General features: G+C 68.6%; 23 protein-coding genes and 1 tRNA gene. 15 read left to right on the top strand and 9 right to left on the bottom strand.

The window, feature by feature from the left end; translation table 11 throughout:
- Nucleotides 1–21: 21 nt before the first annotated feature.
- Nucleotides 22–795, bottom strand: coding sequence for a sulfurtransferase (locus tag JT689_RS11120; RefSeq protein ID WP_205251238.1), 774 nt, complete (start codon nt 793–795; stop codon nt 22–24).
- 116 nt (nt 796–911) lie between these two features.
- Between JT689_RS11120 and JT689_RS11115 the strand changes: the two genes are divergently transcribed.
- The 5 genes from JT689_RS11115 (at nt 912) to JT689_RS11095 (ending at nt 6,314) form a co-directional block, all read left to right on the top strand.
- Nucleotides 912–1,772: a sulfurtransferase gene (locus JT689_RS11115; RefSeq protein ID WP_345944591.1), complete on the top strand. Its 861-nt coding sequence runs from the start codon at nt 912–914 to the stop codon at nt 1,770–1,772.
- A 93-nt stretch (nt 1,773–1,865) separates the two neighbouring features.
- A complete protein-coding gene (locus JT689_RS11110; RefSeq protein ID WP_010903785.1) occupies nt 1,866–2,498 on the top strand; it encodes a hypothetical protein in 633 nt (210 codons plus the stop codon).
- Between the two features lie 47 nt (nt 2,499–2,545).
- A complete protein-coding gene (uvrB, locus tag JT689_RS11105; protein WP_205251236.1) occupies nt 2,546–4,615 on the top strand; it encodes an excinuclease ABC subunit UvrB in 2,070 nt (689 codons plus the stop codon).
- A gap of 174 nt (nt 4,616–4,789) precedes the next feature.
- The gene (locus JT689_RS11100; protein ID WP_205251235.1) at nt 4,790–5,878 is read left to right on the top strand and encodes a sulfite exporter TauE/SafE family protein; all 1,089 of its coding nucleotides are present in this window, start codon (nt 4,790–4,792) and stop codon (nt 5,876–5,878) included.
- A 1-nt stretch (nt 5,879) separates the two neighbouring features.
- Nucleotides 5,880–6,314: a universal stress protein gene (locus JT689_RS11095; RefSeq protein ID WP_205251234.1), complete on the top strand. Its 435-nt coding sequence runs from the start codon at nt 5,880–5,882 to the stop codon at nt 6,312–6,314.
- Here the strand turns inward: JT689_RS11095 and JT689_RS11090 are convergent, their stop codons facing one another.
- Nucleotides 6,315–6,491, bottom strand: coding sequence for a hypothetical protein (locus JT689_RS11090; RefSeq protein WP_205251233.1), 177 nt, complete (start codon nt 6,489–6,491; stop codon nt 6,315–6,317).
- A 210-nt stretch (nt 6,492–6,701) separates the two neighbouring features.
- Here JT689_RS11090 and JT689_RS11085 point away from each other — a divergent pair, with 210 nt between their 5' ends.
- Together JT689_RS11085 and JT689_RS11080 are read left to right on the top strand one after the other, a co-directional pair.
- Complete coding sequence (locus JT689_RS11085) at nt 6,702–9,104, top strand: ribonucleoside-diphosphate reductase subunit alpha (protein ID WP_205251232.1); 2,403 nt, start codon at nt 6,702–6,704, stop codon at nt 9,102–9,104.
- Entirely contained in the window at nt 9,104–10,099 is a 996-nt protein-coding gene (locus tag JT689_RS11080) for a ribonucleotide-diphosphate reductase subunit beta (RefSeq protein WP_205251231.1), read from the top strand. Before JT689_RS11085 ends, JT689_RS11080 begins: the two co-directional genes overlap by 1 nt.
- Before the next feature lie 9 nt (nt 10,100–10,108).
- Here the strand turns inward: JT689_RS11080 and JT689_RS11075 are convergent, their stop codons facing one another.
- Nucleotides 10,109–11,881: an excinuclease ABC subunit C gene (locus tag JT689_RS11075; protein WP_205251230.1), complete on the bottom strand. Its 1,773-nt coding sequence runs from the start codon at nt 11,879–11,881 to the stop codon at nt 10,109–10,111.
- Between the two features lie 94 nt (nt 11,882–11,975).
- Between JT689_RS11075 and JT689_RS11070 the strand changes: the two genes are divergently transcribed.
- From JT689_RS11070 to JT689_RS11055, 4 genes are all read left to right on the top strand, one after another.
- Nucleotides 11,976–12,635 carry a DUF5518 domain-containing protein gene (locus JT689_RS11070; RefSeq protein WP_205251229.1) on the top strand — a complete coding sequence of 220 codons (660 nt, stop codon included), beginning with the start codon at nt 11,976–11,978 and terminating at the stop codon, nt 12,633–12,635.
- Nucleotides 12,636–12,695: 60 nt separating this feature from the next.
- The gene (locus tag JT689_RS11065; protein ID WP_010903776.1) at nt 12,696–12,950 is read left to right on the top strand and encodes a hypothetical protein; all 255 of its coding nucleotides are present in this window, start codon (nt 12,696–12,698) and stop codon (nt 12,948–12,950) included.
- A gap of 67 nt (nt 12,951–13,017) precedes the next feature.
- Nucleotides 13,018–13,932: an ABC transporter ATP-binding protein gene (locus JT689_RS11060; RefSeq protein ID WP_010903775.1), complete on the top strand. Its 915-nt coding sequence runs from the start codon at nt 13,018–13,020 to the stop codon at nt 13,930–13,932.
- Nucleotides 13,929–14,723, top strand: coding sequence for an ABC transporter permease (locus JT689_RS11055; RefSeq protein WP_205251228.1), 795 nt, complete (start codon nt 13,929–13,931; stop codon nt 14,721–14,723). The genes JT689_RS11060 and JT689_RS11055 overlap by 4 nt, the downstream gene beginning before the upstream one ends.
- 1 nt (nt 14,724) lies before the next feature.
- On the opposite strand, the gene JT689_RS11050 is transcribed toward JT689_RS11055, so the two are convergent.
- Entirely contained in the window at nt 14,725–15,120 is a 396-nt protein-coding gene (locus JT689_RS11050) for a hypothetical protein (RefSeq protein ID WP_205251227.1), read from the bottom strand.
- A 138-nt stretch (nt 15,121–15,258) separates the two neighbouring features.
- Here JT689_RS11050 and JT689_RS11045 point away from each other — a divergent pair, with 138 nt between their 5' ends.
- Both JT689_RS11045 and JT689_RS11040 read left to right on the top strand, forming a co-directional pair.
- Nucleotides 15,259–16,443, top strand: coding sequence for an aspartate kinase (locus tag JT689_RS11045; protein ID WP_010903772.1), 1,185 nt, complete (start codon nt 15,259–15,261; stop codon nt 16,441–16,443).
- An 88-nt stretch (nt 16,444–16,531) separates the two neighbouring features.
- Entirely contained in the window at nt 16,532–17,878 is a 1,347-nt protein-coding gene (locus tag JT689_RS11040; protein ID WP_205251226.1) for a tryptophanase, read from the top strand.
- A 5-nt stretch (nt 17,879–17,883) separates the two neighbouring features.
- Here the strand turns inward: JT689_RS11040 and JT689_RS11035 are convergent, their stop codons facing one another.
- Nucleotides 17,884–18,567 carry a metallophosphoesterase family protein gene (locus JT689_RS11035; protein ID WP_205251225.1) on the bottom strand — a complete coding sequence of 228 codons (684 nt, stop codon included), beginning with the start codon at nt 18,565–18,567 and terminating at the stop codon, nt 17,884–17,886.
- A gap of 45 nt (nt 18,568–18,612) precedes the next feature.
- Complete coding sequence (gene purO, locus JT689_RS11030) at nt 18,613–19,197, bottom strand: IMP cyclohydrolase (RefSeq protein ID WP_205251224.1); 585 nt, start codon at nt 19,195–19,197, stop codon at nt 18,613–18,615.
- Between the two features lie 137 nt (nt 19,198–19,334).
- On the opposite strand from purO, the gene JT689_RS11025 reads away from it, so the two are divergent.
- A tRNA-Gln gene (locus JT689_RS11025) sits at nt 19,335–19,407 on the top strand.
- Nucleotides 19,408–19,524: 117 nt separating this feature from the next.
- On the opposite strand, the gene cgi121 is transcribed toward JT689_RS11025, so the two are convergent.
- Both cgi121 and JT689_RS11015 read right to left on the bottom strand, forming a co-directional pair.
- Nucleotides 19,525–20,022: a KEOPS complex subunit Cgi121 gene (gene cgi121 / locus JT689_RS11020; protein ID WP_010903768.1), complete on the bottom strand. Its 498-nt coding sequence runs from the start codon at nt 20,020–20,022 to the stop codon at nt 19,525–19,527.
- Complete coding sequence (locus JT689_RS11015; RefSeq protein ID WP_205251223.1) at nt 20,019–22,370, bottom strand: ATP-dependent DNA helicase; 2,352 nt, start codon at nt 22,368–22,370, stop codon at nt 20,019–20,021. The genes cgi121 and JT689_RS11015 overlap by 4 nt, the downstream gene beginning before the upstream one ends.
- A gap of 84 nt (nt 22,371–22,454) precedes the next feature.
- On the opposite strand from JT689_RS11015, the gene JT689_RS11010 reads away from it, so the two are divergent.
- Nucleotides 22,455–22,703, top strand: a complete 249-nt coding sequence (locus tag JT689_RS11010; protein ID WP_205251222.1) for a ferredoxin — start codon at nt 22,455–22,457, stop codon at nt 22,701–22,703.
- A gap of 25 nt (nt 22,704–22,728) precedes the next feature.
- Here the strand turns inward: JT689_RS11010 and mdh are convergent, their stop codons facing one another.
- Nucleotides 22,729–23,643, bottom strand: coding sequence for a malate dehydrogenase (gene mdh, locus JT689_RS11005; protein ID WP_136361644.1), 915 nt, complete (start codon nt 23,641–23,643; stop codon nt 22,729–22,731).
- Nucleotides 23,644–23,724: the final 81 nt, after the last annotated feature.

Raw genomic sequence — 23,724 nt, 5'->3', positions numbered from 1 at the left:
CACACCCGGCCGTCGGCCGCGCTACACCAGCGACCGGCCGGCCGCCGTCCACGCCCGCACGCTCCCCTCGTAGAACGACACGTCGGTGAACCCCAGCCACCGCAACACCACGAACGTGTGGCTGATCCGGCGCGCCGTGTTGCAGTACAACACCACCCGGTCCTCGCGCGTGATGCCGTGCTCGGCCAGCACGTCCTCGATCGCCGCCCGGGATTTCAACCCCCGTGTGTCGTCGTCGACGAACGCCGTCCACGTGACGTTCACCGCGTCCGGAATGTGGCCGTCGGCGAACTCCGCCGGGTCCCGCGTGTCAACGACCACGGCCGCATCGCTGGCGGCCGCGTCAGCCACCGCCTCGGTCCCCACGAACACGTCAACGCCCCGCTCACCGGGCTCGTACGTCGTTTCTTCCACCTCCGGCGTCCCGGTCGTGGTTTCGTGCTCGCGCACCCACGCGCTGTAATCCCCGTCCAACACCGCCACGTCGTCGTGCCCGTGGTACAGCGCCGTCACGAGGAACCGCGCCGCGAACACGCCGTGGGTGTCGTCGTACGCCACCAGCGTGTCCCCGCGCTCGACGCCCGCCGCCGACAGCACCGCCGCCCACTCCTCGGCCGGCGGCAGCATCCCCTGTGGACCGTCCGCGCTCCGGAACGCATCGAAGGGCACGTTCACCGCGCCCGGCACGTGTCCGATGCCGTCGTACTCCCAGGCGTCGCGCACGTCCACCACACGCACCGACGCGTCGTCCTGTTCGTCGAGCCAGTCCGGTGTCACCACCCAGTTGTCCGACATCACCCACCCGTTCGAGCCGCCGGCGTATAGCACTCCGGCCTCCGGCACCACGACCCCACACGAATGGGGGGTTTTCGCCGCCGGCACCGAGAGTTATGTACGTGGGCGTTCACCCATTGCGTATGGCAGATTACGCCACCGACGTACTCGTCACCGCCGACTGGGTCGACGACCACCTCGACCAGTTCCGGAGCGACGACCCCGACCACCGACTCGTGGAGGTCGACGTCGACACCGAAGCCTACGAGGAGTCACACGCCCCCGGTGCCATCGGGTTCAACTGGGAGACCCAACTGCAGGACCAGACCACCCGGGACATCCTCGACAAGGACGCCTTCGAATCGCTGCTGGGCAGCCACGGCATCACCGAGGACTCCACGGTCGTCCTCTACGGCGACAACTCCAACTGGTTCGCCGCCTACGCCTACTGGCAGTTCAAATACTACGGCCACGACGACGTGAAACTCCTCGACGGCGGCCGGGACTACTGGGTGGACAACGACTACCCGACCAGCGAGGAGCCGCCGTCGTTCTCCGCGACGGACTACGACGCCAGCGGCCCCTTCGAGGGCATCCGGGCGTACCGCGACGACGTCGAGAACGCCATCGACAAGGGCCTGCCGCTGGTCGACGTGCGCTCGCCAGAGGAGTTCAGCGGCGAGATCCTCGCGCCGCCAGGCCTCCAGGAGACCGCCCAGCGGGGCGGCCACATCCCCGGCGCGGAGAACATCTCGTGGGCCGCCACGGTCAACGCCGACGGCACGTTCAAGTCCGCCGACGAACTCCGATCGCTGTACGCCGACCAGGGCATCGACGGCGACGAAACCACCGTCGCGTACTGCCGCATCGGCGAGCGCTCCTCGATCGCGTGGTTCGCGCTCCACGAGCTGCTGGGCTACGACAACACCGTCAACTACGACGGCTCCTGGACGGAGTGGGGCAACCTCGTCGGCGCGCCCGTCGAGACCGGCGAGTGAGCGTCACCGACTGACCGACGCGACCCGCCCCGCAGCCGGCCGCCCGGATCGCCGACGCCAGCATACAAGCCGCCAGCGCCCCAACGCCTCAGCATGGACGCCAGCGAACTTCACGACGCAGTCCGCACGGCCAACGACACCGCGCTCTCGCGGCTCGGCTCCTCGAAGTCGCTGTACGCCGACACCGGCGGGGAGATGGATCCCGACCCGGTGTTGGTGGCCGCCGCGGACGCCGAATACGCCGCCGCCGAAACGTTCGCCGCGTGGGCGGACACCGAACCCCACGCCGACGCCCAGGCGGCGTTCGCCACCACCGCAAGCGAGGAACGCGACCACTACGACGCCGTCCGCGGGGAACTCGACGCCCACGAGCCCGCCTCTGACGACGCGAACGCGATGCACACCCACCTCCGGGGCCTCGATACCACTGCCGCTCGCCTCGGCGGCCTCCTGGGGCGCATCCTCGCCACGGAGAAATCAAAAGAACAGTTCACGGGCTTTTTCGTCGGCCAGGCCGACCCCCAGACCGCACAGCTGTTCCGCGACCTCAAGGGCGACCTCGACGACCAGCTAGAACGCACGCTCGACCTCCTCGACGCCGTCTGTGCGGCGGACGACGACTGGCAGACCGCCAGTGACGCCGCCGACGCCGCCATCCAGGCGGCCTACGACGAGTACACCGCCCAGCTGGAGTCGATGGGCGTCAACCCCAAGCCGGTCTGCTAGCCCGCCGGGCGCGCTCCTGAAGTGCGCCCCGCACGTACCCCGGTGTAATGAGTGACGCCAGCGGCCCCCTCCAGCCGGACCGACCCGAGGCCGACGTGCCGTTCCGCGTCGAAGCGCCCTTCGACCCGGCGGGCGACCAGCCCGACGCCATCGCGGAACTGGTCGCGGGCTACGAGCAGGGCGCACAACAGCAGACGCTGCTCGGCGTGACCGGCTCCGGGAAGACCAACACCGTCTCGTGGGTCGTCGAGGAACTCCAGCAGCCCACGCTGGTCATCGCGCACAACAAGACGCTTGCCGCACAGCTCTACGAGGAGTTCCGGTCGCTGTTCCCCGACAACGCCGTGGAGTATTTCGTCTCCTACTACAACTACTACCAGCCCGAGGCGTACGTCGAGCAGACCGACAAGTACATCGAGAAAGACGCCTCGATCAACGACGAGATCGACCGGCTGCGCCACTCCGCGACGCGGTCGCTGCTGACCCGCGACGACGTCATCGTCGTGGCGTCGGTGTCCGCGATCTACGGGCTCGGGGACCCGCGTAACTACGAGGAGATGAGCCTGCGCGTCGAGCGCGGGCAGTCCATCGGCCGCGACCAGCTGCTCGCGAAGCTCGTGGACCTGAACTACGACCGCAACGACGTGGATTTCACGCAGGGCACCTTCCGAGTCCGGGGCGACACCGTCGAAGTGTACCCGATGTACGGCCGCTACCCCGTGCGGGTGGAGTTCTGGGGCGACGAGATCGACCGCATGGCGAAACTCGACCCCCTGGAGGGCACCGTCGAGAGCGAGGAGCCGGCGGTCCTGTTCCACCCCGCCGAGCACTACTCGGTGCCCGACGCCGAGATGGAGCAGGCGATCAAGCGGATTCGGACGGACATGCACGAGCGCGTCCGGCATTTCGAGCGCACCGGGGACATGGTGGCCGCCCAGCGCATCGAGGAGCGCACCACCTTCGACCTGGAGATGATGGCGGAGGCCGGCTACTGTTCGGGCATCGAGAACTACTCGGTGTACCTCTCGGACCGCGAGGTCGGGGACGCCCCCTACACGCTGCTCGATTACTTCCCCGACGACTTCCTCACCGTCATCGACGAGTCCCACCGCACCGTCCCCCAGATCAAGGGCCAGTACGAGGGCGACAAATCACGCAAGGACAGCCTCGTGGACAACGGCTTCCGGCTGCCGACGGCCTACGACAACCGCCCGCTGACCTTCGCGGAGTTCGCGGACAAAACCGACCGCACGCTGTACGTCTCCGCGACGCCGGGCGACCACGAGCGCGCGCAGTCCGCGAACGTCGTCGAGCAGATCGTGCGCCCCACACACCTCGTCGACCCCGACATCTCGATCGCCGACGCCACCGGGCAGGTCGAGGACCTCATGGACCGCATCGACGAGCGCGTCGCCCGCGACGAGCGCGTGCTCGTTACGACGCTCACGAAACGCATGGCCGAGGATCTCACCGAATACCTCGAAGAAGCCGGGGTGGCCGTCGAGTACATGCACGACGAGACGGACACCCTGGAGCGCCACGAACTCGTGCGCGGGCTCAGACTGGGCGAGTACGACGTGCTCGTGGGCATCAACCTGCTGCGGGAGGGGTTGGACATCCCGGAGGTCAGCCTGGTGGCGATCCTCGACGCCGACCAGCAGGGGTTCCTGCGCTCGGAGACCAGCCTCGTGCAGACGATGGGGCGCGCCGCCCGGAACGTCAACGGCGAGGTCGTCCTGTACGCCGACGAGACCACGGACGCGATGCAGGCCGCCATCGACGAAACCCAGCGCCGCCGCCGCATCCAGCGGGCGTTCAACGAGGACCACGGCACCACACCGACCACCATCGAGAAGGCCGTCGGCGACATGAACCTCCCCGGTGCTGAGACCGACACCGCAGACGTCGCCGGGGACGCCCCCAGCGACGAGCAGGAGGCCGCCCTGCTCGTCGAGGACCTCGAAGCACGCATGGAAGACGCCGCGAGCAACCTCGAGTTCGAACTCGCCGCCGACATCCGCGACCGCATGCGGGAGCTCCGCGAGGCGTTCGACCTCGACGGCGGCGACGCCCCCGAGGACCCCGGCGGCGTCGCACCCGAAACTGAGGACTGGTGAGACGGCGGCTCGCTGGTCAGCCCGCGGCACCGCTTGCCGCTTCGCTTGACGGAGAAACCAACGCTTTTCAGCCATCAACTGGTTAGCCGCCGCCAGTATGTTGACAACCGCTGCAGCCACGGATCGCCACCCCGGACACCCGATTCAGCCGCCCACAGCGGAGGGGTCTGCGGCGTGACCGACACTGATACGCCGTCCGGCCGGGACCGGGCAACGAAACTCTTCTTGAAGTACCAGCACGTTTTCGTGTTCCTCGCGCCCGTCGCCTTCGTCATCGGCGTCTTCTTCGGGCCACTCGCCCCCGCCGACCCTGTGCCGGGCTACTGGACGAACTTCTGGTGGCTGTTCCCCGTGTTCCTGCTGGGCGCGATCACGGTCAACACCGTCGGCATCAGTGGGTCGGCGCTGTTCGTGCCGTTCCTCATCTTCGTGTTCCCGCTCTTTGCGGACCCTCTGGAAGCCGAAACACTCGTGAAAATCGGCCTCATCAGCGAGTCATTCGGTCTGTCCAGTTCCGCCATCGCGTTCGTACAGTACGGCCTCGTTGATCGGAAGCTTGCGCTGTCGCTGGTGGCCGGCGGGCTGCCGTTCGTCGTCGGCGGCGCGCTGCTCTCCTTTGTCATCCCGGAGCCAGTCTTCCACGCGCTGCTTGGCGTCGCACTGCTTGCGGCGTCATTGCTCCTGTTCAAGGCAGACCTCGGCCACGGCGACACCGCCGACAGCGACGACAGCCACGCGGCGGCCGCCGACGGCGGGTCGAACCTGCCCGACGACCCCGACAAGCTCGGCCCGGCGGGCGTGCGCGTCGACGACGGCGCGGTCACCCGGGTTGACCGCGACGGCGACACCTACGAGTACGACCGCGGCGGCTACCTCCGGCGGTTCGGGAACTACAGCGTCGGCGGCACCTTCCAGGGGCTGGCCGGGTTCGGTATCGGCGAACTCGGCATCATCTCGATGCTGTCCTCGAAGATCCCCGTGCGGGTCGCCATCGGCACGAACCACATCGTGGTCGCAAGCACTGCCATCATCGCGTCGCTCGTCCACGTCTTCGGCGGCGGGCTGGTCGGCGGGCACTCCATCGACCTCGCGACGACGCCGTGGAACATGGTCGTGTGGACGGTCCCGGCGACCGTCACCGGCGGCCAGATCGCGCCGTATGTCTCCGCCGCGCTGGACACTGAAACCATCAAACAGGGCGTTGGCGGCCTGTTCGCAGTCGTCTCCGTGGCGTTGTTCCTGATGGCTGCTGGGGGTGTCTGACGTGTACGAGACGATTCTGCTCCCGACCGACGGGAGCGAGGGGACGGCGGCCGCCGCCGAGCACGCCGCGACCGTTGCGTCGGCGTTTGACGCCATGGTTCACGTCGTTTCGGTGGCCGACGAACGCAACCGCTTCGAGTCGCCCAGCGCCGGGCTCGCCGGCGACGCGTGGGCGGAGCGCGAGCACGAGCGCGCCGAGGCCGCGGTCCGCGAAACGGCGGCCGGGCTCCCCGATGACGTTCGGACTGAAACGGCCGTCATCGAGGGCATCCCCCACGAGGCAATCGTGGCGCACGCCGGCGACGCCGGCGCTGACGTGGTGGTGATGGGGACCCACGGCCGCACCGGGATGGACCACTATCTCGTCGGCAGCGTCGCAGAAAAGGTCGTCCGCACGTCCCCCATCCCAGTGTTGACAGTCGGAATCGAGGACTGATCACCGCTCGTACAGCGCTGCCTGCTGGTCGACGTAGCGGTCGGGCCACTCGCTGACGTGGTCTCGGAGGTTTGCGACGACGACGCCTGGCATGTGGGCCAGCCGCCAGCCCAGCCCCTCGTCGCCGTGGTGGCGCTGCCCGTCGACACGTCCGCCGGGGGCATTATCGTGGCTCATTCCGGCTAGCTGTCGTTTCCCCAGCCACTAAACATCACGGTCGTTTACACACACGCTTCATCAACTTAGATTGTACTTCTACAAGTTTAGTTGGTAAGCTTTATTCGGTGGCCGCGACTGTGACTGAACACGACCGAGCGGCCCGCTTGCAGGCGTTTTCGCGGATAGCGACTGCCACGCTCAGCGGCGGCCCCGCTCGGCAGACGACACATGACCCACGCCACATCAGCCACATCCGACATGGTCGCTGCGGCACTCGACCGCGCGCTCACCGATCACGAAGACGACATCGACTCCGACGCCCGCGACCGCATCCTCACCGAAGCCACACGCAACGCCTACGACGACGCCACCACCGACGAACGATACGACGCCCTGCTCGGCGCGCTCACCGGCCGCATCGACCGCCACCCCGCGTACAAGACCGTCGCGGGACGCGTGCTCCGCGAGCGCCTTGAACGCCGCCTCGTCGACGACTACGACCCCGCCACCCGGGATGCCGCCACCCGGCAAGCGTTCCGTGACGGCATCCAGCGCGGCCTCGACGCCGATCTCCTCGACGAGCGCATGGGCGACTACGACCTTAACCGCCTCGCAGACGCCATCACCCCGGCCCGCGACGACCGCCTCGACTACATGGCCATGGACACCCTCCGACAGCGGTACTTCCTCCGGGAGCCCGACGCCGACCCGTTTGAACTCCCACAGCCGTTCTGGATGCGCGTCGCCATGGGCGTCGCGCTTCGCGAGGACCCCGCCGACCGCGAGGAGTACGCCATCGAGTTCTACGACGCGCTGTCCACGCTGCGGTTCGTCCACTCGACGCCCACCCTCTTCCACGCCGGCACCACCCACGCCCAGCTGTCGTCGTGTTATCTTACCACCGTTCCCGACGACTTGGACGGCATCTTCGACGCGTACAAGGAACACGCCAAACTCTCGAAGTGGAGCGGCGGCCTCGGCAACGACTGGACGCCGCTGCGCGCCGCCGGCTCGCTCATCGAATCCACGGGCGTCGAGTCAACGGGTACCGTCCCGTTCCTCAAAATCTCGAACGACGTGACCGCCGCGATCAACCGCTCGGGGAAACGCCGGGGCGCGGCCGCCGCCTACCTCGCGTGCTGGCACCTTGACTTCCCCGCGTTCTGTGACCTCCGCCGGAACACCGGCGACGAACGCCGCCGCACCCACGACATGAACACCGCCGCCTGGATCCCCGATCTGTTCATGGAGCGCGTGCGCGCTGACAAGCGGTGGACGCTGTTCTCTCCGAAGGAAACCGGCGACCTCCACGAACTGTACGGCAGCGACTTCGCCGAGCGCTACCGCGAGTACGAGGCGATGGCTGACGACGGTGACATCCAGCGCTTCGAGCGCGTGGACGCCACCGACCTCTGGCGCACCATGCTCACCCGCCTCTTCGAGACAGGCCACCCCTGGCTCACCTTCAAGGACCCTTGTAACGTGCGCTCCCCACAGGACCACGCCGGTACAGTGCGCTCCTCGAACCTCTGCACGGAGATCACGCTCAACACCTCCGAGGAGGAGACGGCGGTCTGCAACCTCGGGAGCGTCAACCTCGCGCGCCACCTCGACGACGGCGACATCGACCGCGAACAGCTCTCTGACACGGTAGAAACCGCGATGCGGATGCTGGACAACGTCGTCGACCTGAACTTCTACCCGACGGAGAACGCCGAGCGCTCGAACATGCGCCACCGGCCGGTTGGCCTGGGCGTGATGGGGTTCCACGACGCCCTCCAGCAGATGCGGGTGCCGATGGCCAGCGACGACGCGCTCGACCGCGCCGACGCACTCCAGGAGTACGTCGCCTACCACGCCATCGGTGCCTCGGCTGACCTCGCCGCCGAGCGCGGCACCTACGAGAGCTACGAGGGCTCGAAGTGGGACCGGGACGTCTTCCCGCAGGACACCGTTGATCGCCTCGAATCCGAGCGCGGCCGCGAGATTCCGGTCCCGCGCGAGGAACGCCTCGACTGGAGCGACGTGCGTCAGCGCGTCGCCACCCACGGCATGCGCAACTCGAACACGATGGCGGTCGCACCCACCGCCACCATCTCCACCATCGCTGGCACCACGCCCTCCATCGAACCCGTCTACTCGAACCTCTACGTCAAATCCAACATGAGCGGCGACTTCACGGTGGTCAACGACCGCCTCGTCGCCGACCTCGAAGAACGAGACTTGTGGACCGAAGAACTCCGCGACAAACTCACCTACCACGACGGTTCCGTGCAGGAACTCGACGCGGTGCCCGAGGACGTACAGGAACTGTACCGGACCGCCTTCGAGATCGACCCGCGCCACCAGCTCCGGCTCGCCGCGCGCCGCGGCGTCTGGATCGACCAGAGCCAGTCGGTGAACGTCTTCTTCCCCGAAACGGACGGCTCGAAGCTCTCCGAGGTGTACCAGACGGCGTGGGAACTCGGCCTGAAGACGACGTACTATCTGCGCACGCTCGGCGCCAGCCAGATCGAGAAGACGACGCTGGACATGGACGAGTACGACGACACCCAATTCCGGGGTGATGACGACGAGGCGGACGGTGACCTACCGAGTGTCGAAGACCCCACCTGCGAGGTGTGTCAGTGATGCCGGTCCTCGACAGCGACGCCGAACACGACCCCAACAAGATCCTGCCCATCGACTACGACTGGGCGCGGGAGTACTACCAGCAGGGCGTTGCGAACAACTGGACGCCCGAAGAGGTGGCGATGCAAGGCGACATCTCCCAGTGGCAGGGCAACGAACTCACCGACGCCGAGCGCCAGCTCGTGGAGTGGAACCTCGGGTTCTTCTCGACGGCCGAATCCCTCACCGCGAACAACATCGTGCTCGCGATCTACGAGTACGTCACCGCCCCCGAATGCCGGCAGTACCTCCTCCGGCAGGCCTACGAGGAGGCCGTCCACACGGACACGTTCATCTACTGCTGTGACAGCCTCGGGTTCGACCCCGAGCACATGTATGGGATGTACGACCGCATCCCTAGCATCGCCGAAAAAGACGAGTTCGTCGTCGGTCTCACGCGCGCCGTCGACGATCAGACGTTCACGATCGACACCGACGACGACCTCCGGGACTTCCTGCGGGATCTCGTCGGCTTCTATGTCATCATGGAGGGCATCTTCTTCTACGCCGGGTTCGCGATGATGCTCGCGCTGAAGCGCCGCGGGAAGATGGTTGGTGTCGGCGAGCAGTTCGAGTACATCATGCGCGACGAGTCACTGCATTTGAACTTCGGCGTCGACCTCATCAATCAGATCCGGGACGAGCACCCCGGCGTCTGGACCGATGACTTCGAGGCCGAGGTTGACTCCCTGATGCGGGACGCCGTCGACCTCGAACAGCTGTACGCCCGCGACGCCTGCCCCGACGATCTCCTGGGGATGTCAAGCGAACAGTTCGCGGACTACGTCGAATACGTCGCCGACCGACGCTTCCAACAGCTCCGCATGGACCCCGTCTACGGCACCGACAACCCCTTCCCGTGGATGACCGAGCAGGTCGACTTGAACACTGAGACGAACTTCTTCGAGCGCAACGTCTCGGAGTACCAGCAGGGCGGCTCCCTCGACTGGGACTGACCGCCACACTCACAGCCGCTTGGCGATGGTTTCCGCGGTCGCCTCGCCGACACCCGTGACATCCCGGAGGTCCTCCACCGACGCCTGTCGCACGCCCGCGACGCTCCCGAACCGCCCCAGCAGCCGCGCCCGCAGCTCCGGCCCGACGCCCGTGATGCCGTCCAGCGCCGTCGTCACGTCGTCGCGCAGCGTCCGGTGGTACGCCACCGCGAACCGGTGGGCTTCGTCGCGGACGCGTTGCAGGACGTGCAACTGGGGGGCGTCGCTCCCCCAGTCGTACGTGCGGTCGGGCGTCACCACGACCTCCTCGTCTTTCGCCAGCGCGATCACGGCGTCGGGGCCGTCCCAGCCGGCGGCCTCGACGGCGTCAAGCGCGGCGTCCAGTTGCCCCCGGCCGCCGTCCACCAGCAACACGTCCGGGTCCGGCCGGTCGTCGCGGCCGTCGACGGCGCGCTCTGCCCGCCACCCCACCAGCCGGCGCATGTTCGCGTAGTCGTCGTTCTCCTCGTCGAGCTTCTTGCGGCGGTAGTCCGCCGTCTCCGCGCTGCCGTCCACGAAGCAGACGTTGCTGCCGACGACCTCCCGGCCCTGGGCGTGGCTCACGTCAACCCCCTCGATGCGCTCGGGCCGCCGGACGCCCAGCGCGTCAGCCAGCGCCCCGAGTTCGTCGCCGCCCCCGGCCCGGCGGTGCGCGTTCTTCAGTGCCAACTCCACGAGCCTCGCCTCCCGGCCAGCACCCGGAACGCCAACGGCCACGTCCGCGGCGTCCAGCCACGCCGCCACCTCGTCGTCGCCATGGGGTTCGGGCAACAGGATGCGCTCGGGCAGGTCGCGCTCGGCGTAGTACTGCACGAGAAACGCCGCCAGCACCGCCGCCACCCGATCCTCGCCCTGCGGAGCGTCCAGTCGATGCTGGTCGCGCTCGACGAGCTGCCCGCCCTCGGCGTGCAGCCGCGCCACCGTCGCGGCGTCGCCCTCCACGGCGACGCCCAGCACGTCAGTCGACGCCCCGGCGTCCGCGTCGCCGGCGGCGACCGCCGCGCCGCCGCCCACGTGGAACCCCTCGACGACCGCCAGCCGATCCCGGAGGTTCGCCGCGCGCTCGAACGCCTCGGCCTGCGCCGCCACCTCCATCTCCCGCCGGAGTGGATCCGCGAGCGCGCCCGTCTCCCCCTCGAAGAACCGCGTCGCGCTCTCGACGGCTTCGCGGTACTCGCGCTCGCTGATCGCGCCCGTGCACGGTGCGGCACACAACCCCATCTCGTAGTCCAGACACGGCCGCTCGCGGTCCCGGTACTTGTGCTCCGAACACCCACGCAGCCCGTACACCGACCGCACCGCTTTCACGACTGTCTCCACGTCCCCCTTGTCGGTGTAGGGGCCGAACGCCGCCGCCCCCGGATCCGGGTCCCGCGTCACCTCGATCCGTGGCGCTTCCCGGTGGCTGGTCACCTGCACCAGCGGATAGGACTTGTCGTCTTTCAGGCGGACGTTGTACCGCGGCTGGTGGCGTTTCACCAGGTTCGCTTCGAGCAACAGCGCCTGCGTTTCGGTGTCCGTCACGGCCACGGTCACGTCGTCGGCGCGCGCCACCATTCCGGCGATGCGCTCGCTGCGCGGGTCGCCGTACGACCGCACCCGGTCGCGGATGTCCACGGCTTTCCCCACGTACAGCACTCGCTCCCCGTCGGCCGTCCCATCGGGGTCGCGCGCGACGAACTGGTAGACGCCCGGCTCCGCCGGCAGCTCGCTCGCGCGCGCCCGCACCTCGTCGCCGTTCATCACACCCACGTACGCCCGCGACGGCTTTCAACCACCGGGTCTCCCACCCCATCCACCGGTGGACTTACGGGCCACCCAGTGGACGCCACTGACAATGGCCACGCCGAACACCCCACGCGAGTCGTCGCTGTTGTACGACACCAAACTCGACTACGTCATCGCCGCCTTGCTCGTCGTTCAGGGGCTCATCATCGCCCTCATCGGGCTGTTGCTCGTCAACCTCGACCGCAGTGCTTTCGCCACCGAGCTCGCCGCTGAACTCACCGCGGACCCGGAGTTCACGTTCTCCATCTCCCAACCGGCGCTTGCCGCCGCCATCGAGACCCTCCTCACGTGGACTGCCATCGGGTTCCTCGTCGCCGGCGTCGGCACCGTCCTCATCGCCGCCTCGTTCTTCCGTTACCGGGGCCGCGTCCGCGACCTGATCGCCGTCGGTGACAGCCCGCCGCGCTGGCACGCCCCGCTGCTCGGTGGGCTGGTGGCCACCGCCATCTCCTTCATCCCGTTCTCGCAACTCGTCGGCGGTGCCGTCGCCGGCACCGCCTCGACACGCAGCCCCACCCTCGACGGCGCACTCGCCGGGGCCGTGTTCGGCGCGCCCAGCTACGTCATCTGGGCAGCCATCGCCGCCGGCACGTTCGCCGCCGGCACCCCCTTCCTCATCATCGTTGTCCTGATCTCCCTCCTCCTGACCGTCGCAATCAACGTCGTGTTGTCGGCCGTCGGTGGGTTCGCCGCCCGACTGCTCTCGTAGCGCCGTCGCGCTCCGCGCCACGACGAACGCTTCAAGGAGTCGCTCACCGAACCCTCACGCATGAGCGACACCGAGCGCGCATGGCTGGTCTTCCGCGAATACACCGACAAGGGCCTGTTGAGCCTGACGTACGCCACGCCCGACGGCGAACACGTCCACCGCAAACAGCGCTCGCTGAACGCCGGCGACCCCACCGCCGCCGTGGATGTCGCCGCCGACGACCTCGACCCCGTCGAGGACCCCGCCGATGTCGACCGCTACGGCACGGAGGCGTCCCGCATGCGCGACGAGCACGACCCCGACGACACGGTGTAACGCCGCGCTCGCTGGCGCTGAGAACCACCCCAACCGATTTACCAACACGTGTAATCTGAGCAAACGTATGCCAGCGATCGAACTCAGCGGCGTCTCCAAGCGCTATGGGGACGTCACCGCCCTCACAGACCTCAACATAACGGTCGACGAGGGCGAGATATACGGCTTCCTCGGCCCCAACGGGGCGGGGAAATCGACGGCGATCAACATCCTTCTGGACTTCGTGCGGCCGACCACCGGAAGCGCAACGATTCTGGGGTACGACGCGCAGGCCGACTCCCAGGCGATCCGCCAGCGCATCGGCGTGCTGCCCGAGGGGTTCTCGGTCTACGACCGCCTCACCGCACGCAAACACGTGGAGTTCGCCATCGACTCCAAGAACGCCACCAACGATCCCGATGCGCTGCTCGACCGCGTCGGCATCCCGGAGGCCGCCGACCGCAAAGCCGGCGGGTTCTCGACGGGAATGCGACAACGCCTCGGGCTCGCCATCGCGCTCGTCGGCGACCCCGAGATGCTGCTGCTCGACGAACCCTCCTCCGGCCTGGACCCCAACGGCGCGCGGGAGATGCGGTCGATCCTCACCGAGGAAGCCAACCGCGGCACGACCGTGTTCTTCTCCAGTCACATTCTCGGCCAGGTTGAGGCCATCTGTGACCACGCCGGTATCCTGCAGAACGGCACGCTCGTCGCCGAGGACTCCATCGACGCGCTCCGGGAGGCCACCGACGCCACCACCACGCTGACGGTCACCCTGGACGCGGTCACTGACGACGCCGTCGCCGCCGCCAACGCCATCCCCGGCGTCTCGGAGGTGTCCGTCGATGCCTCCGATCTGGTTGTTCGGACCGGCGACGCGTCGAAAACGGACGTCCTCGACGCCATCGAATCCACCGGCGCGACCGTCCAGGACTTCGCCACCGAAGACGCGTCCCTGGACGACGTGTTCTCCGCCTACACGACGGAGGAGATGCCCGCATGAGCTGGGCCGCGATCGCACGCAAGGACTTCAGCGACGCCGTCCGATCGAAAGCCCTCTGGGCGCTCACGGCGTTGTTCGTGGTGTTCATGCTGGGTGCTGCGGCCGGGTACGGATACTACTTCGACACCAGCACCTTCGGGCTGTTAACCGTTCTCTCGGGTCCGGTCAACTTCCTCATCCCGATCACTGCCCTCCTCGCCACGATCCACTCGATCAGCGGCGAACTCGAATCCGGCACGTCGAAGTTACTGCTGTCGCTGCCGCACACCCGCCGCGACGTCGTCATCGGGAAGATCGTCGGCCGCAGCGCAGTCATGCTCATCGCCGTCTTCATCGGTGTGGTGTCCGCCGGCGCATACGTGTTCGCCGTGTACACCACCGTAGACGCCATCAACTACCTGGGATTCGCCGTGTTCGCGCTCCTGCTTGCGCTGGTCTACACCTCGATCGGCGTCGGGCTATCGGCGCTCGCTCGCTCCACATCACGGTCAACCATCATCGCCGCCGGGTTCTACACGCTGCTCAGTTTCGTCTGGCCGCTGATCCTGTCCGTCGTCGCGTACACCACGTCCGAGGACTCCATTCTTAATCTCACCCCTGGACGGCGTCAATTCCTCAACCAGATCCCGCCGACGGACGCGATTACCACTGCCCGTGCGGGGTTCACGAGTGTAATGAACACCCCTGCCGCATTGGCCACCAGCAAGTGGGTCCTCCTCGTGATCGCCATCGCGTGGCTCCTCGGTGTGCCCGCGATCGGCTACTGGCGGTTCAACACCCGCGACCTCTAGACTACGGCTCCCACCGGTACCGGGTCGTCGGTTCGCCGGCGAACACCGGTCCCGGGCCGGCGCTCTCGAAGGACGCAGCTACCAGCGCTGCCGTGATGTCGTCCGTTCCGTTGGCCGGCCGGACGACTTCCACTGGCAACGTCTCCCGGGTCGCAAACGTCTGTGGCGGGTCGAGCAACGCCTCGACCGCTTCGGCGTCTCCCGCGATGCGCGTGATGTGTACTGCGTCCCGTCCTGTCTCGTAGGACAGGAACCCGATCACGTCCTCCTCGTCGCCGTCGTCGGCCACCGCGACCTGAACGGTCCGGTCACGGATGAGCCGGGCGGCGTCGATGTCGGCCGCCGCGAGCCCCGCCACCGCAGCCGTGTCGCCGGCTGTCGCGTCCCGAACGTGCATACACACGCCTACACCGCCTGCCCTCTTGAAACTCGTGTGCGGGCCGGCCGGCAACCTTCTCACCCATGCAAGCAGTTATCTACGGTGGCTCCCATAGCCGGCGGCAATGAGTACGGGACGCTGTACGGGTGACCGCCGGTGCGCGTAGTCACGAAGTTCGGCGGCACCAGCCTCGGGAGCGGCGACCGCGTGGAGCGCGCTGCGGACTCCATCGCGGACGCCGTTGCGGCCGGCCACGAGATCGCGGTGGTGGCGTCGGCGATGGGCAACACCACCGACGAACTGCTCGACGACATCACGTTCGACGCCGACGAACCCGACCGCGCGGAGATCGTTTCGATGGGCGAACGCACGTCCGTGCGCATGCTGAAGGCCGCGCTGGCCGCTCGCGGCGTCGACGCGACGTTCCTCGAACCCGGGACCACCGACTGGCCGATCGTCACCAACGAGCGCGGTGAAGTCGACGCCGACGCGACGGCCGCCGGCGTTGACCGCCTCGCGGGCCGGCTCGGGGACACCGTCCCCGTGATCACGGGGTTCCTCGCAGAGGACCCACAGGGCAACGTCACCACGCTCGGGCGCGGCGGCTCGGACACGACCGCGGTGATGCTCGGGCGGTACCTCGACGCCGACGAGGTCGTCATCGTCACCGACGTGGAGGGCATCATGACCGGCGACCCCCAGGTCGTTGAGGGCGCACGCAACGTCGGCCGCATCACCGTCGACGAACTCCGCAACCTCTCGTTTCGCGGCGCGGAAGTCATCGCGCCGTCCGCGCTCTCGTTCAAAGACGACGCCCTCGACGTCCGCGTGATCCACTACCAGCACGGCGACCTGCTGTCCGGGGGCACGCGCATCGAGGGCACCTTCGAGAGCATGATCGACATGCGGGACTCGCCGCTGGCCTGTCTGACCGTCGCCGGGCGCGCCATCCGCAACCGCCCCGGCATCACGTCCGCGCTCTCGACGGCGCTCTCTGACAGCGACATCAACGTCGACGCCGTGGCCTCCGGCATGGACTCGATGACGTTCTACGTCGACGAGTCAGTGGCCGAGCGCGCCGAGAACATCCTCCACCAGGAGGTCATCGCCGTCTCCGAGCTGTCCTCGGTCACCGTCACCGACGACATCGCGGCGATCCGCGTGCTCGGCGGCGAACTCCCCAACCGCCCGGGCGTCCTCTGTCGCATCATCGACCCGCTCGCCGACCGCAACATCAACGTCATCGACATCATCTCCTCGGCCACCTCCGTCGCGGTTTTCGTCTCCTGGGCGGACCGCGAGCCGGCCCTCGATGTCGTCCAGAACGGCTTCGGCTCGTAGCCAACCCCACACCACCGCACGCAGTTGTACACCGCCGTACGGAGTTCTCACGCCGGACCTATGGCGGTCGCCGTTCTCCCGGTTTCGTATGCGTTCTCACACAGCCACGATGGTCGACCGCATCGAGGACACCAGCCGGGCGGACCGCGAGGCCGCGCTCGCGGACGCCGGCCACAACGTCTTCGAACTCGCAAGCGACGACGTGGCCGTCGACCTGCTGACCGATTCGGGAACCGGAACCATGAGCAACGACCAGTGGGCGGCCATGCTGCAGGGCGACGAAGCCTACGCCGGCAGCGCCAGCTTCGAGGACCTCGCGGCCGCCGCCGAGGACGTGATGGGGTTCCAGCACATCATCCCCGCCCACCAGGGCCGGGGCGCTGAAAACGTCCTCTACGGGGCGGTGCTCTCGGCGGGCGACACCGTTCTGAACAACGCCCACTTCGACACCACGCGGGCGCACGTCGCCGCCAACGACGCCACGCCCGTCGACTGCCCCGTCGACGGCGCGCGCGACCCCGACACCGACGCCCCGTTCAAGGGCAACTTCTCGGTCGAACGCGCCCGCCGCGTCGTCGACGACGTCGGCGCGGACGCCGTCCCCGTCGTCGTGCTCACCATCACCAACAACTCCATGGCCGGCCAGCCGGTCAGCATCGAGAACACCCGCGAGGTCGCCGCGTTCGCCGACGACATCGACGCCACGTTCGTTATCGACGCCTGCCGGTTCGCCGAGAACGCCCACTTCGTCCAGCAGCGCGAACCCGGCTACGAGCACGACTCCGTCGCCGCCATCGCCCGCGAGCAGCTCTCGTACGCCGACGCCTGCGTCATGAGCGGGAAGAAAGACGGCCTGGTCAACGTCGGCGGGTTCGTCGGCCTCCACGACGACGGCCGCCTCCACGAGCAGTGCCGCCAGCGCGGCATCCTCTACGAGGGCTTCTCGACGTACGGCGGGATGTCCGGCCGCGACATGGCGGCGTTCGCCGTCGGCCTCCGGGAGGCCGTCGAACCGCCGTACGTCGCCGAACGCGTCGCCCAGGTCCAGCGGCTCGCGGACGCCCTCACCGACCGCGATGTCCCCATCTACCAGCCGACCGGCGGCCACGCCGTCTACATCGACGCCAACGCCGCGCTCCCCCATCTCCCACGCGAGCAGTTCCCCGGGCAGGCGTTCGTCTGTGAGCTCTACCGCGAGGGCGGCGTTCGCGCCGTGGAACTCGGCCGGTTCGCGTTCCCCGACACCGACCGCCGCGACCTCGTTCGGCTCGCGCTCCCCCGCCGCACGTACGGCCCCGACCACCTCGACCACGTCGCCGACACCGCCGCCGCGGTCTGCGAGCGCGGCACCGACGTCACCGGCCTGGAGATCGTCTCCGAACCCGAACTGACCGAACTCCGGCATTTCTCCGCGGCCCTCCAGCCGGTCGCGTAACCCGCCTACCGGCCGCTCGCCAGCCGGTCGGCAGTCCGGGCCGGCAGCCCCGCATCCGAGACCGCCGCCTGCACAGCGTCGATGTCGTACTCGACGCGGTGCTCGGTCACCGACAGGTCGTCGACGTCCACGACCGCGTACGCCGCCCGCGGGTCCTCGTCGCGCGGTTGTCCGACGCTGCCCGGGTTCATCACGACGCCCGCCGCGTACGTCTCGTGGTGCTGGACGTGCGTGTGTCCCAGGATCAACACGTCCTCGATCGGGGTGTCGTCGTCGGTGCCACGCCCCAGCAGCGACGGCTCGAACTCGTCGGGGTAGGTGTACTTGTCCCGGAACTCGGGGTGGTCGTGGATCACGCGCACGCGCCCGTCCGCGAGCCGCTGCTCCGCGGGCCGGTTCTCGATCCACGTCCGCTGGACGTCGTGTAGCTCCTCGACGGCGTGTTCGATGCCGGCCTGCGCCATGCCGTTCCCCTGGAAGTTCTGCCCGGTCGCCACCATCCGGTCGTGGTTGCCCATCACCGTCGGCACGCCGCGCTCCCGCAGCGTGTCGACACACGCGGCCGGCCACGGATTGTAGCCCACCACGTCGCCCGCGCACACGAGTTGATCGACCGCCGGCATGTCCGCGAGCACGGCCTCCAATGCAACCAGGTTCGAGTGGATGTCCGAGACAACGCCGATTCGCATACGTACGTCTCGGTCGTCCCCGGTCTTAGTTCTCCGGTCGCCCCGCTAGGGATCGTTCACCACGGCGGTGTCGTAGCCGTCGCCCACGCCCCGCCGGCTGACGCCGGCCGCACACACCGCGTGTTCGAACGCCGCGCTGTACGCCTCACGCGCCGCGTCCGCAGCCGTCGCGGCGTCGAAGCCGATCGCCTCGGGCGCGTCTTTCTCGTAGGTCGCGACCAGCGTCGGCTCCTCGACCGCCCGCACGAGCACTGCGTCCGCGCGCACGATCCCGACGTACGCGGTGCCGTCGGGCGCCAGCACGCCCGCGATCCGGGGCGTGTCGTAGTCGTCTTTCTCGTAGTCCATGGCCAGCAACGCCTCCGTGAGCGCGTCCCGGGGCGGGTATCCGCGGTCGACTTTCTCCGTGATCGGGTCGACGTGGCTGCCGTTGCCCACGACGGCGTGTCCGCCAGCCGTCCGCACGCAGTTGTACGACACGTAGGGGTTGGTCGTCTCCTCGGCGTCGGCCGTCGGCACCACCGTCAGCCCCGCCGGGCGCTCGATGAGCTTGCGGTTCGGGAACGACCGCGAGGACACGCGGTACGCCGCAACCGACGGCCCCACGACGACGAACCGTCCGATGTACATACGCGTCCGTGCATTCTCGGGCCGCAAATAGGCGTCGATATATCCACGTATACGCCGTGGGTGGCTCGCCCCCGGCTGTCGGCGCTGCTTCGCAACACTAATAACCACCACACCCGTTTTGTCTGGTGCAGCCACGCAGTCCCGTAGGGTAGTGGCCAATCCTGAAGCCTTCTGGGGGCTTCGACGGAAGTTCGAATCTTCCCGGGACTACTTCTGGCGTACACGACACCCCTACCCCGGGGTCGCCCACGCTACCGCTCCACATTCCGAACGCGAAAACCGCCGGACGGCGGCCAGTCACAACCCCTTTGTTTCAACTGGAACCTCTTACTTTTCCACGTCCAGCAACGCCACCCGCTCACGCACCACGCCGGCCAGTGATCCGTCGACCGCCGCCATCTCCGCCTCACTCACGTCGAAAAACGCCCGCAACACCGCCGGCTCACTCGCCGCCCCAACCACCGGCTCCACGGACGCCAACATCGCCGCCACCGCGTCAGCCGCCGCCGCCTCGTCGCCCCCACCAGCCACCACCACACACACCGGCTGTCGCCCCTCGTCCACACCCATGTCGAGTGCGCGCCGGATCTGCCGGCGGCCGGCCGCGTACAACAGGATCTCCACGGCGCGCTCGTCGGCGACGTTCGCCCCACGATCGAACGCCCGCGCAGCGTGTGTTACCGCGCTCTCCACGTGCTCCCGGCCGGCGACGTACGCCGCGTCGAACGCCTGCACCGCCACCCCGTGCTCGTCGCCCACCGCCCCCAGCGACGCCACGAACGCGTCCACGTCCTCGACCACCGCGACGCCCTCGACGATCCTCACGAGAAATCACCCAGGCTCGCCTGGCCCTCGTCGCCGCCCGCCTCACCGCCGGACTCCGGGGCCGCATCCGTATCGGCGGCCACGCCATCCATCCCGGGGTCGGGATGGCCGACGGTCTCCAGGATCCGCTCGGCGGTGGCCGCCCGCCCACGCACCGCCCCCAGGACCACGCCTTTGTCGGCGTTCCGGAGGTCCGCCCGCGACTCCACGCCCGCGTTGTACAGCCGCCGCGCGCGCTTCCGCCCGACGTCCCGCACTCCCGCAAGCCCCAACAACTCTTCGCGGACCCCGTACTGGACGCGCTTGCGGGCCTCACGGACCGCCGGCCCACACTCCACGTCCAACTCCCCCGCCAACCGCTCGGCGGCGTTCAACAGCCACTCCGCGGTCTCCACCTTCCCCCGAATATCCCCCGGTCCCACGTCGTAGCGCTCGGCGATGCGCTCCTCGTCGAGCTCCGACGCCCAATCCGCCATGAGCCGCGCCGTCTTCAACGCCGACAGCCAGTCCTCGAACTCCGCCTGCTCCTCGCGGGGCGTCGCCCCCAGCAGCTCGTCCTCGTGCTCGTAGGCGACCTCCGTGTACTGCTCGCGGTCCCCCGACCGGAGATACAGCTCGTACATGTCCGGCGTCCGGCTCACGAGGTGGTACAGCCCCAGCGGCGTCGGCTCCACGCTCGCGTCCGCCGGCAGCGCCGCGTCGTCGCCCAGCTCGCTGGCCGGCCGAAACGCCCCCCCGTCGTCGGTCTCGGTGGCGTCCCGCGCCGCATCGCGCAGCCCGTCGATGATCGTCGCCGCGCTCATCGGATCGACGTACAACCGACTCACCAACTGCCCGGTGGCGGTCGCACGCAACGCCGCGCCGTCGCGCTCCACGAACCCGTTCCGGTCGAGGTAGCGCAACACGTCCCCCGTGACCGACCGCAACCGCCCCGTGTCGTCGGTCTGCGTGGCGTACAGCGTCCCCCCGAGGAACTCGTGGAGGCCGTCCTCGGTCGTCGTGAACCCGGTCGCGATGGCGGCCAGCACGTGCGTCCGGAGCGCCGGCTCGGCCGCCAGCTTCGACCGCACCGGCTCCGGGTCGGCGTACACGTACCGGTCGAACAGCTCCTCCAACTCGTCGTGGCTGTTCGCCAACAGCACGGCCTCCCCGTACGGGTCCAACCCCGGCCGGCCGGCACGCCCGAACATCTGGTGGACCTCAAGCACGTCCAGGGGCTGCATCCCACCGGCCGTGCCGTCGTAGCGCTGCCAGTCCCGCACCACGACCCGCCGGGCGGGCGTGTTCACGCCCGCCGCCAGCGTCGGCGTCGCCGACACGGCTTTCACCAGCCGATCCCGGAACGCCTCCTCAACGAGTTCGCGGTGCTCGCGCGCGAGGCCGGCGTGATGGAACGCCGCTCCCGACGCGACGGCGTCGGCAAGCTCGTCGCTGGTCTCGGTGTCGCTGACCCCGCGGATCTCCGCGGCGATGTCCGCCAGCCGCTCGCGCTCGGCCGACGACAGCGCGTTCCCGGTGACATCGGCCAGCCGGCGCGCCGACGCCTCGGCGTTCCGCCGCGAGTTCACGAACACCAGCGTCGACCCGTCGTCGGCCAGCGTGTCCGCCACCACGGCCGCCGTCTGGCTGCCCGACCCCACGGAGAGTTCGGCCTGGGTGCCGTCGTCGTAATGCAGCGACTGCCCGTAATGCACGCCCGTCCGCAACTCGATGGGCCGCCAGTCCGAATCCACCAGCTCGGCGTCCAGCCACGCCGCAAGCTCGCCGGCGTTCCCGATCGTCGCCGACAGCGCAACCACCTGCAGATCGGCCACCTGCTGGCGGAGCTTCGCCAGCGTCACCTCCAACGTCGGCCCGCGGTGGTCGTCGTCCACGAGATGGACCTCGTCGGCGACCACGCAGGACAGATCGTCGATCCACCCGGCCCCGTTCCGCACCAGCGAATCCACCTTCTCGGAGGTCGCCACCACGATGTCGTTGTCGGCCAGCCGCGCGCCGTCGCGCTCGTAGTTCCCCGTCGACACGCCCACCGAGAGCCCGAACCGCTCGAAAGCCTCGAACTCCTGGGCTTTCTCCCCCGCCAACGCCCGCAGCGGCACGATGTAGAGCGCGGTGCCGTCCCCCGAGAACGTGGGGCTGTCACCGCCCTCGGCGATCGCCGACAGCATCGCCAACTGCGCGATCAGCGTCTTCCCGCTCGCCGTCGGCACGCTGGCCACCAGGTTCGCGCCCTCGGTGACGCCTCTCTCGACGGCCTCGGCCTGTGGCGGGTACAGCTCTTCGACGCCCTCGCCCTCGAAGTGGTCGGCGACACCGCCGGGCAGCCCGGGCACGTCCGCAACTCTCATTGGCCCGCAGTAGGCTCGTCCCGTGGTTTAAACTGTCGGGCCGGCCCCGGCAGGAATATACACCCGCCGCGTCCACGTCCGGGTATGCGAGTCGAATTCGACCGGGACACCTGCATCGGGATGTTCCAGTGTGTCGCGGAATGGAGCGACGGCTTCGACGAAGACACGGACGCCGGGAAGGCGGTGCTCGTCGACGGCGACGCGATCGGGGACGACGTGTTCGCCGTCGACGTACCCGACGGCGACGAACTGGACGCGAAGTTCGCGGCCCGCACCTGTCCGGTCGACGCCATCACCGTCTACGACGACGACGGCGAGCAAGTCGTCCCCTGACCACAGAATCAGCCGGAGTCGGGCGTTACGCGATCTCGTCGTACTGCGCGGAGAGCTTCCCGGCGGCCTCGTCCAGGAGGTCGCGCTCGTCGGCCGTGAGCTCCCACTCGACGACCTCTTCGACGCCGTCGGAGCCGAGCTTCACCGGGACGCCCAGGCCCACGTCGTCGAGGCCGTACTCGCCGTCGAGCACCATCGACCCGGGCAGCACTTCGCCGGTGTCGTTGAGGATGGCTTCGACCATGTGGGCGACGCCGGTCGCCGGCCCCCACTGTGTCGCGCCCTTCTTCTCGATGACGTTCATCGCCGACTCCTGGAGGTCCGCGAGGATCTCCTCGCGCTCGTCGGCGCTGAACGCGGGATCGGTGCCGTTGACGCGTACCTTCGAGAACACGGGCACCTGGGCGTCGCCGTGCTCGCCGAGGATGGTCGCGTCGACGTTCTGGACGGGGACATCGAAGCGCTGCCCCAGGACGTACCGGAAGCGCGCGCTGTCCAGGCGGCCGCCGAACCCGACGACCGAGTGGCGGTCGCGGTCGCCGCTCTCGTAGAGGTGGCGGTTCAGGAGGTCAACGGGGTTCGACGTGGTGACGGTCACGAAGTCGTCGTTGTGTTCGGCCAGCGACGAGCCGATGTCCTCCATGATGGGCGCGTTGTCGCCCGCGAGGTCCGTGCGGCTCTGGCCGGGCTGGCGGGGGATGCCGGCCGTGATGACGACCACGTCGGAGCCGGCGGTGTCCGCGTAATCGCCCTGCACGACGTCGGTGTTGGCGTCGTAGGCGACGCCGTGATTGGCGTCGGCCGCCTGGCCGATGGTCTCCTCTTCCTTGTCGGGGATGTCCACGAACACGAGTTCGTCGACCACGTCGCGGAGCGCGAGGTTGTAGCCTGCGGCAGCACCAACCGTTCCGGCCGCACCCACAATGCTGACTTTCGTCATATCACGTAATTCACCACCGGCGAATCCGTTAAGCGCTTCGATACCCCCGGCGTGATGCCACGAACACCGCCCGAAAGCCCG

The organism is Halobacterium sp. GSL-19, assembly GCF_016917855.1.
GTDB classification, from domain to species: Archaea; Halobacteriota; Halobacteria; order Halobacteriales; family Halobacteriaceae; genus Halobacterium; species Halobacterium salinarum.
This window is presented reverse-complemented; position numbering and strand designations above follow the sequence as displayed.